Source organism: Halopseudomonas sp., assembly GCF_038130085.1.
Lineage (GTDB): Bacteria > Pseudomonadota > Gammaproteobacteria > Pseudomonadales > Pseudomonadaceae > Halopseudomonas.
In genome coordinates, this window is sequence record NZ_JAYPMU010000047.1 from 1 (window position 1) to 7,913 (window position 7,913).

Annotated in this window: 9 protein-coding genes, 3 tRNA genes and 1 pseudogene; 12 read left to right on the forward strand and 1 reads right to left on the reverse strand. The window is 57.4% G+C overall.

The window, feature by feature from the left end:
* The 4 genes from cysP to AAFM31_RS17565 form a co-directional block, all read left to right on the forward strand.
* The coding region (gene cysP, locus AAFM31_RS17550; protein ID WP_341709154.1) for a thiosulfate ABC transporter substrate-binding protein CysP at window positions 1–874 on the forward strand (874 nt) is incomplete at its 5' end.
* A 9-nt stretch (window positions 875–883) separates the two neighbouring features.
* On the forward strand, window positions 884–1,747 hold the full coding sequence (gene cysT, locus AAFM31_RS17555; RefSeq protein ID WP_341709155.1) for a sulfate/thiosulfate ABC transporter permease CysT: 864 nt from the start codon (window positions 884–886) through the stop codon (window positions 1,745–1,747).
* Window positions 1,748–1,756: 9 nt separating this feature from the next.
* Entirely contained in the window at window positions 1,757–2,623 is an 867-nt protein-coding gene (gene cysW, locus AAFM31_RS17560) for a sulfate/thiosulfate ABC transporter permease CysW (RefSeq protein ID WP_341709156.1), read from the forward strand.
* Window positions 2,620–3,711 carry a sulfate ABC transporter ATP-binding protein gene (locus AAFM31_RS17565; protein WP_341709157.1) on the forward strand — a complete coding sequence of 364 codons (1,092 nt, stop codon included), beginning with the start codon at window positions 2,620–2,622 and terminating at the stop codon, window positions 3,709–3,711. Before cysW ends, AAFM31_RS17565 begins: the two co-directional genes overlap by 4 nt.
* Here the strand turns inward: AAFM31_RS17565 and AAFM31_RS17570 are convergent.
* A complete protein-coding gene (locus AAFM31_RS17570) occupies window positions 3,708–4,565 on the reverse strand; it encodes a LysR substrate-binding domain-containing protein (protein ID WP_341709158.1) in 858 nt (285 codons plus the stop codon). The two genes, AAFM31_RS17565 and AAFM31_RS17570, sit on opposite strands and share 4 nt — an antisense overlap.
* Window positions 4,566–4,661: 96 nt before the next feature.
* On the opposite strand from AAFM31_RS17570, the gene AAFM31_RS17575 reads away from it, so the two are divergent.
* The 8 genes and pseudogenes from AAFM31_RS17575 to AAFM31_RS17610 form a co-directional block, all read left to right on the forward strand.
* Entirely contained in the window at window positions 4,662–4,868 is a 207-nt protein-coding gene (locus AAFM31_RS17575; RefSeq protein WP_341709159.1) for a DUF1127 domain-containing protein, read from the forward strand.
* Window positions 4,869–4,925: 57 nt separating this feature from the next.
* Window positions 4,926–5,897 carry a biotin--[acetyl-CoA-carboxylase] ligase gene (locus AAFM31_RS17580; protein WP_341709160.1) on the forward strand — a complete coding sequence of 324 codons (972 nt, stop codon included), beginning with the start codon at window positions 4,926–4,928 and terminating at the stop codon, window positions 5,895–5,897.
* A complete protein-coding gene (locus tag AAFM31_RS17585) occupies window positions 5,887–6,636 on the forward strand; it encodes a type III pantothenate kinase (RefSeq protein WP_341709161.1) in 750 nt (249 codons plus the stop codon). The genes AAFM31_RS17580 and AAFM31_RS17585 overlap by 11 nt, the downstream gene beginning before the upstream one ends.
* Window positions 6,636–7,337 (forward strand): hypothetical protein, encoded by a 702-nt coding sequence (locus AAFM31_RS17590; protein ID WP_341709162.1) that lies wholly within the window; start codon window positions 6,636–6,638, stop codon window positions 7,335–7,337. The genes AAFM31_RS17585 and AAFM31_RS17590 overlap by 1 nt, the downstream gene beginning before the upstream one ends.
* 135 nt (window positions 7,338–7,472) lie before the next feature.
* Window positions 7,473–7,557 (forward strand) — tRNA-Tyr (locus AAFM31_RS17595).
* Window positions 7,558–7,581: 24 nt separating this feature from the next.
* A tRNA-Gly gene (locus AAFM31_RS17600) sits at window positions 7,582–7,655 on the forward strand.
* Window positions 7,656–7,679: 24 nt separating this feature from the next.
* Window positions 7,680–7,755 (forward strand) — tRNA-Thr (locus tag AAFM31_RS17605).
* Window positions 7,756–7,840: 85 nt separating this feature from the next.
* Window positions 7,841–7,913, forward strand: a pseudogene (locus AAFM31_RS17610) (elongation factor Tu); the annotation flags it as partial.

Here is a 7,913-nt window from a genome sequence, read left to right on the forward strand (position 1 = left end):
CATGGCTTCATCTTCTCAGGAGTTGAAGCCTCCGCGAAACCCGGGGCGGTTCAAGCAGTCTCACGGTGGCTCTTCGAAGCAGGCCCAAGCGATCATTCAGGGCTTACGCGCTGATGTGGTTACCTATAATCAGGTGACTGATGTAGACATCCTCCATCAGCGAGGAGACCTTATTCCGGCTGACTGGCGTGAGCGCCTGCCTAACGCGTCGTCACCCTATTACTCGACCATGGCGTTCCTGGTTCGCAAGGGCAATCCTAAGAACATTCAAAACTGGGACGATCTGGTTCGCGACGATGTGAGTTCTGTATTGCCCAACCCCAAAACCTCGGGTAACGGCCGTTATACCTATCTGGCAGCGCTGGGTTATGCGCAGAAGACGTTTGGTGACGATCAGGAGGCGATTGACGACTTTCTCCGCCACTTCCTGGGTAACGTTGCTGTCTTCGATACCGGTGGACGCGGCGCTACCACTACCTTCATCGAGCGTGGCATTGGAGATGTGTTGCTGACGTTTGAGTCAGAGGTAAACAATATTGCGGCTCAGTACCCGCCGGGCGAATACCAGGTGGTTGTGCCGAAGATTAGTTTCCTTGCGGAGTTTCCGGTTACCTGGATTGATCGCAGTGTAGAGCGCAACGGTACTGCTGATGTAGCCAAGGAGTACCTGGAGTACCTGTACAGCCAAGATGCTCAGCGCCTCATCGCTGAATTTAACTACCGTGTCCATGATGAGGTGGTAAAAGCAGAGTTCGCGGATCGTTTCCCGGAGCTGCAGCTGCTGCCGATCGAAGACATTACCGGTGATTGGGCGACCGCGATGACGGTGCACTTCGGCAGTGGCGGTAAGCTGGATCAGCTCCAGCGTCGCTGAGTGGGTGATATGAGTCAGGACTCCATTGGTTGGTCGCTGTTTAGCACAAACCCTGGTAAGCGTGTCTTACCGGGGTTTGCCCTTAGTATGGGCATCTCCCTGCTGTTTATCTCTCTGGTATTGCTGCTGCCTATTACCGGGTTGATAGTGCAAACGGCGGACATGAGCTGGGCTCAGTATTGGTCCGTCATTACCGATGAGCGTGTTCTCGCTTCTTATAAAGTAACGCTCTGGGCGGCGTTCCTTGCCTCGATGTTCAATGGCGTAGTGGGGTTGCTGCTGGCTTGGGTCCTTGTGCGTTATGAATTTCCGGGCAAGCGCATCATTGATGCGCTGATCGATCTTCCCTTTGCGCTTCCTACTGCAGTTGCCGGCATTACCCTGGCTGCGTTATTTGCCGAGAATGGATGGTACGGCCAGTTGCTTGCTCAGCTGGGGGTAAAGGTTGCGTTCACGCCGCTAGGCATCATCGTTGCGATGGCGTTTACCAGTTTGCCCTTTGTGGTGCGGACGGTGCAGCCGGTGTTGGAAGACTTGCCGCCGGAGGATGAGGAGGCCGCGGTCACCATGGATGCGTCAGATCTGACGGTGTTTCGTCGGGTGGTTTTTCCGGCGCTGTGGCCAGCTCTGATGACCGGTGTTGCGTTGTCGTTTACACGCAGCCTTGGGGAGTTTGGTGCGGTGATCTTCATGGCAGGAAACATGCCGTATGTGAGTGAGATCACCAGTCTGATGATTTTCATCCGCTTACAGGAATTCGATTACGCTGCTGCCAGCGCTATCGCTTCTGTTGTGCTGATTGCATCACTGGTGCTGCTGTTTTCTATCAATATCTGGCAGGCGCGCTATCTGCGTCGGCTGCACGGTCGGTGAGGCGTCGGTATGCATAAGCAGGCGCGTTTGCGTATTGCCGATCAGGCGTGGGTAAAGTGGTCATTGATTGTATTGGCGCTACTGGTCGTGACGCTGGTACTGGTTGTGCCGCTGGCAATTATTTTTGTCCAAGCGTTTTCGGCAGGTGCAGAAACCTTCTGGTCCAATCTGGTCGATGAATACACGCTGAGTGCGATCGGTCTGACGTTGCTGGTTGCGGCGTTGACGGTGCCGATTAACCTGGTGTTCGGTATTTTTCTCGCCTGGTTGGTCACCCGTTTCGAGTTTCCGGGCCGCAAGGCTCTTATTACGTTAATCGATATCCCCTTCGCGGTATCGCCGGTCGTCGCCGGCTTACTGTATCTATTGCTGTATGGCAGTAACGGTTGGCTGGGTGGTTGGCTGATGGATTACGACATTCAGTTGATGTTTGCCTGGCCAGGCATTGTGATGGTCACGGTATTCGTAACCTGCCCATTTGTCGCCCGGGAACTGATTCCGCTGATGCAGCAGCAGGGCCGTGAAGAAGAAGAGGCTGGCGTTGTCCTGGGGGCCACCGGCTGGCAGCTGTTTCGTCGAGTCACGCTACCCAACATTCAGTGGGCGCTGATTTACGGCGTGGTGCTGACCAACGCCCGTGCTGTTGGCGAGTTCGGCGCCGTTTCTGTTGTCTCGGGCAATATTCGCGGCGAAACAAACACGCTGCCATTGCACGTTGAGCTGCTGTATCAGGACTACAACGCAGTTGGGGCATTCACTAGTGCTTCGCTGCTGGCTGGCATTGCACTGCTGACGCTGCTAGTCAAAAGCATGATCGAATGGCGTCAGGCTCGTCAGCAGGCGACGCCGGCGTTACAGGCGGAATCCCACCAATGAGTATTACCCTAGAAAACATCGATAAATCCTTCGGTGCGTTTCGCGCCTTGCGTGACATTTCCTTGGATATTCCGGACGGCGAACTGGTCGGCCTGCTTGGGCCGTCGGGCTCAGGTAAAACTACCCTGCTGCGAATCATCGCTGGGCTGGAGAGCGCCAACGCTGGCCGCATTTTGTTTCAAGGGCAGGATGTCACACAGCTACATGTCCGTGAGCGCAAAGTCGGTTTTGTATTTCAGCATTACGCGCTGTTCCGTCACATGACGGTAGCGCAGAACGTCGCCTTCGGGCTTGACGTGTTGCCGCGCCGGCAGCGTCCTTCTGCGACCGAGATTCGCAAGCGGGTGGGCGAGCTGCTGGAAATGGTGCAGTTGTCCCACTTGGGCGAACGTTATCCATCCCAGCTTTCGGGCGGGCAAAAGCAGCGAATCGCCTTGGCGCGCGCGCTGGCGATGCAGCCGCAGATCCTGCTGCTGGATGAGCCGTTTGGTGCGCTTGATGCAAAGGTGCGTAAAGATCTGCGTCGCTGGTTACGCAATCTGCACGACGAGCTGAACTTCACCAGTGTGTTTGTAACCCATGATCAGGAAGAGGCATTAGAGCTGTCTGACCGGGTTGTGGTAATGAGTGCCGGTCAGATTGAGCAGGTTGATAGGCCGCAGGCCCTCTACGCTCGTCCGGATAGCCAGTTTGTGTTCGACTTCCTTGGTCACGTCAACGTCATCGCCGGTGAGGTCGAAGGTCGGCGCATTAGGCATGGTGAAGCATGGGTCGATTTACCGGAAGCGGCCGCCTGTGAAGCGGCGCAGTTATACCTGCGCCCTCACGAGGTCCGCCTCCAGCTGCATCCGGTGGAGCACGCGAATTTGCCGCTGCAGGTCGAGTCGATCAGTCTGGTCGGGGCAGAGGTGCGTCTTGAGCTCCGTCCATGCGGTTGGGCTGCGCCTCAGTTGTGGGAGGTAGGCATTACCCATGCTGAATACAATGGTTGGCAGCCGCAGCGCGGTGATCGTTGCTTCGGCGTACCCGATGTGGGGCATCTCTTCCGTCCTGACAGCGCCAGCCCGAGCACGTTTTACTGGGGCTAATGCTGACGGAACCCTTCCGCGATATGCTCGGCCAGGCACTCGGTAACGGGTGACTGGCTGCGCGGGTTGCGCAGTAAGACGATGCTTGCCATGGGCATGTCCGGCAACCCTTCTTCCTTTCCTATGATTCGCATCTCTGCAGGAATCAGGCTGCGAAGTTGCGCTGTGATCGCCAGTCCTGCGCCGACCACGGCCAGAATGGCTGACAGGCTTGGGCTGCTGTAGGCCACGCGGTAATCCCGGGTCATGGTATCCAACGCATTGCAGGCCCAGTTGCGGCAAAAACAGTCGGCGTTGAACATTGCCAGCGGCAGGGTCGGGCGTTCGTGCAGCATGGCGTTTTCTGCCTGGGCCCATACAACCTCCTCTTGGCGCAACAGTTGACCTATTTCTTTTCCCGGTTCACGGGTCACGATGGTCAGGTCTAGGTCCTGGCGTTGAAGTAATTGAAATGACGGCTCGCAGTGCATCTCCACCTGTACCAGTGGGAACGCTTGGGCAAAGCGAGCCAGCACGCCCGGCAAAAAACGGGTTACGTAGTCGTCGGGGGTGCCAATGCGCACTAGCCCCACCATGTGCGGCGCGCGCAGGCTATTCAGCGCCTCGCCCTGGAGGCGCAGTATGCGTCGAGCGTAGCCCAGCAATAGCTCGCCTTCGGCAGTCAGCAGCATCTGTCGGCCGTTGCGCTGGAACAGGCTGCGCTGTACGACGTCCTCCTCCAGTCGCTTCATCTGCATGCTGACCGCCGACTGGGTGCGATTGACCTGCTCTGCAGCGCGCGTATAGCCGCCTTGGTCGGCGATCGCTACGAAAGTGCGGAGCAGCTCGCTGTCGATGGTTGGGTAGCTGGCCATTCATCAGCCTCCTACATGGTTTGTATAAAAATCATTTGTTGGATTGATGTTATTGCGTTGGTGACAATTTCTCCAGTACAACCTGGAGGTGAGGGCATGTGTGATCAATGTGATAGTAGTGGCGGAGTGATCCGGCTAGCGCGAAAAGTTTGGAGTCTGATTCTGCGCTGGCGGCGCTGGCGATACGAGCGCAGTCTGTTGGCGGCCATGACAGGCGCCGAGCTCAAGGATGTTGGTATCAGTCGAGCAGATGCGCACGAGGAGCTGCGGCGTTCGTTTTGGTCGCGCAGGTCTCGAGGATAGCGGGTGGTGGCTCCCGACGGTATCATGTGCCGTCTATTGCCATAGGTGCTGCCAATCATGCTCAGCGAGATACTTGCATTGCTAGCCGACGGGCGCTTCCATTCAGGGGAGGCGCTGGGCGAAGCCCTGGGGGTCAGTCGTGCAGCGGTGTGGAAGTCGCTAAAGCGGCTGGAGGATGACGGCTATCCGCTCCAGCGGGTCCGCGGCAAGGGCTATCGGTTGCCGCCCGGCGCAGGCATGCTGAACGTAGATCAGATCCGGTCGCTGCTGCCGGCGGAGCTTGCCAATCGTTGGCAGTGGTTTGTTTATCAGCAGGTTGATTCGACCAATGCGCAGGCGCAGCGCGTGCAGGATCCTGGTCAGCCCCGACCATTGCTGGTCCTGGCCGAACAGCAACTGGCTGGGCGCGGGCGCCGTGGCCGCCAATGGGCAAGCCCCTTCGCGCAGAATATCTACCTCTCCTCGGCAGAGCCGGTTTCTGTTGGTGGGCCGGGGCTTGAAGGGCTCAGTCTGCTGGTGGGCTTGTGTCTTGTGCAGGCGCTTGAGGATGCTGGTTATCGAGGCTGCCGTCTCAAATGGCCTAATGATGTGCTGTTGGGCGGGGCGAAGCTCGCTGGTATCCTGCTCGAAATCTCGGGTGACCTGACTGGCGAGGCGGTGGTGGTGATCGGGGTTGGTGTGAATGTGCTGCTCGACGCTGCGGCAAGCATCGATCAGGCATGGACTTCTCTATATCGGTCGGGGCAGCGCGCAACGCTTGACCGTAATGAGCTTGTTGCTGGATTTCTAAGGCGCCTGGCGCCGTCACTTGAGATTTTTCATCAGCAAGGGTTTGCGCCATTCCAGCAGGAATGGATGGCGCGTAACGCGTGGGCAGGTCTTGCTGTAAAGGTTGTTTCCGGCAGCAACGAGTTGCATGGGACGGATGCGGGCGTCAATGCCCGCGGGGCGCTGCTACTGCGCACCGAGAACGGTGACGTTGAAGTCAGTGGTGGTGAAGTGAGTCTGAGGTTGAACCATGCTTCTTGAGTTGGACTGCGGCAATACGCTCATAAAGTGGCGATTATTGGATCGCGGAGGTCGTGTGCGCGACCGGGACATGGCGCCGGACCTGGTAGAGCTGCAACGGCTTCTTGGTGGTCAGGAGCGAGAGATTCATGGATGCAGGCTGGTTAGTGTGAGGTCTGCTGAAGAGAATCAGGTGGTGATGGACCAGCTCACCAGTTGGTTGAAGCTGCATCCGGTGCTTGCGCGCAGTGCCCAAGAGCTGGCAGGGGTTCGCAATGGTTATGCGGACTTTACAAAGCTGGGCATGGATCGCTGGTTGGCGCTGGTAGCTGGATACAATCTCTGTCGCCGCGCCTGCGTCGTCATCGATCTGGGGACCGCCGTGACGGTCGATTTCGTCAATGCCGCCGGTCAGCATCTGGGAGGATATATCGCTCCTGGCAGCAAGCTGTTGCGAGGGAGTCTCAAGCGACACACTCGCCTGATCCGCTACGAACAGTCGCTTCGCGGTGATCTTGCGCTGCCGCAGCCGGGAGAGAGTACGGCCGAAGCGGTGGAGTATGGATGCGACTTGATGCTGGTTGGTTTTGTTCGTGAGCAGCTGCGTGTCGCCCGACACACGCTGGGTGAGGAAATGGTGGTGATCCTTACGGGCGGCGATGCCGAGCGGATGGCGGAGGCCCTGCCGCAAAGCTGCCATATTATTAGCGATCTGGTATTCGATGGTCTTGCCTTGGCTTGTCCAATGGAGATTGATTGATGCGTTCGCTGTTCCTCTTTTTGGTGCTGCTCAACATTCTGTATGCGCTCTGGCAGCTGCAGTCTCAAGAAGTTGCGCCGGACAGGGAGCTGGAAGCGCTGCCCACTCGTGCTGCGGGGGACGCCACTCTCGCGTCGCAGCGGGAGCTTGCCTCTTCATCGGTTGGCGGCGAGCGGGAGCGAGGTAAGGCTGAGGGTGAGGTGACTCCGGGGGTGCTTTGCATTCGTCTTGGGGTATTTGCTGAGCGTGGCGAGGCAGAGCAGTTGCGTCAGCGGCTGCTGGCATTGGATGTTCGGGCGTCGCTAGTAGAAGACGAGTTGGTAAGCAGTAGTGACTATTGGCTGGTCATGCCGGTCGCGGGCGGTACCGCGGGCGCGCTGGCAAAGTTGTCACTCTTGCAGGAGCAGGGCATCGACAGCTTCGTGATCACCAAGGGGCCGCTGGCCGGCAATATCTCGCTAGGCGTGTTCAGTCGGGAAGATTATGCCGTAGCGCGCCAGGCTCAGTTGCAGGCTGACGGGCACGATGTAGAGATCAAGCCGGTGGAAAAGCTGCGTAGCCAGTTTAGCGTTGAAGTGGCACCTGAAGCGCGGCGCCTTGTGGGGCAGGCGCTACTGCTTCGCCTGCGCGAAGACTTTCCTGACATGCAACATCAATATCAGGCGTGTTCACCGGTTGCCAACGCGCGCAACATCCCATAGAATTGCGCCCGCTTCACGGCCCGGCAGTCTCTGGCTCTTGGCCTATCCGCAAAAAAGATTCTTCAAGTAAGTGTTTTTGCTGATAAAAAGTGTTGACAGAGGGTCGCCAAGTGATGAAAATGGCGCCTCTTTTACGGAGGGGTTCCCGAGCGGTCAAAGGGATCAGACTGTAAATCTGACGGCTTAGCCTTCGAAGGTTCGAATCCTTCCCCCTCCACCAGATTTCGCGTAGTCAGGCTACTTGGCGGGTATAGTTCAATGGTAGAACCTCAGCCTTCCAAGCTGATGGTGCGGGTTCGATTCCCGCTACCCGCTCCAGTCTGACGATGCAATGGTTTGTAAGCTCATGTAGCTCAGTTGGTAGAGCACACCCTTGGTAAGGGTGAGGTCAGCGGTTCAAATCCGCTCATGAGCTCCAATATCAAGGCAGATATGCGAATATCTGCCTTTTATTTAATGGTCGCGTGATACGCGCATTGCTCTCACGAATAGGGGATCTCTCGATGGCTAAAGAGAAGTTCGAACGTAGCAAACCGCACCTGAACGTAGGCACCATCGGTCACGTTGACCATGGTA